We start from the raw sequence: 213 nt of genomic DNA on the forward strand, positions 1-213 counted from the left end.
GTAGACGTAGGGATCCTTCTTGCAGGCTCATCATGTCAATCAAATCGTTCAAACGCAATGTCAGCCGATGTCCGATTGACAAAACGGTTTCAAGCTCTTTAATGCTTCTTTCCTGTAACATATGCCGTTCTCTCTTTAAAACGGATTGGGACATGTTAAGGATTCCATGGAGCGGATTCTTAAATTCCTCTGACATGTTTGCCAAAAATTGAT

1 protein-coding gene is annotated in these 213 nt (G+C 41.3%); it reads right to left on the bottom strand.

What is annotated here, in order from left to right; genetic code table 11:
* Nucleotides 1-213 (bottom strand): histidine kinase dimerization/phospho-acceptor domain-containing protein (locus CHH91_RS19790; protein WP_286160875.1); only part of this gene is annotated, 213 nt, incomplete at both ends.

The sequence above is a fragment of the Virgibacillus sp. 7505 genome, from assembly GCF_002272135.1.
GTDB lineage: Bacteria > Bacillota > Bacilli > Bacillales > Amphibacillaceae > Terribacillus.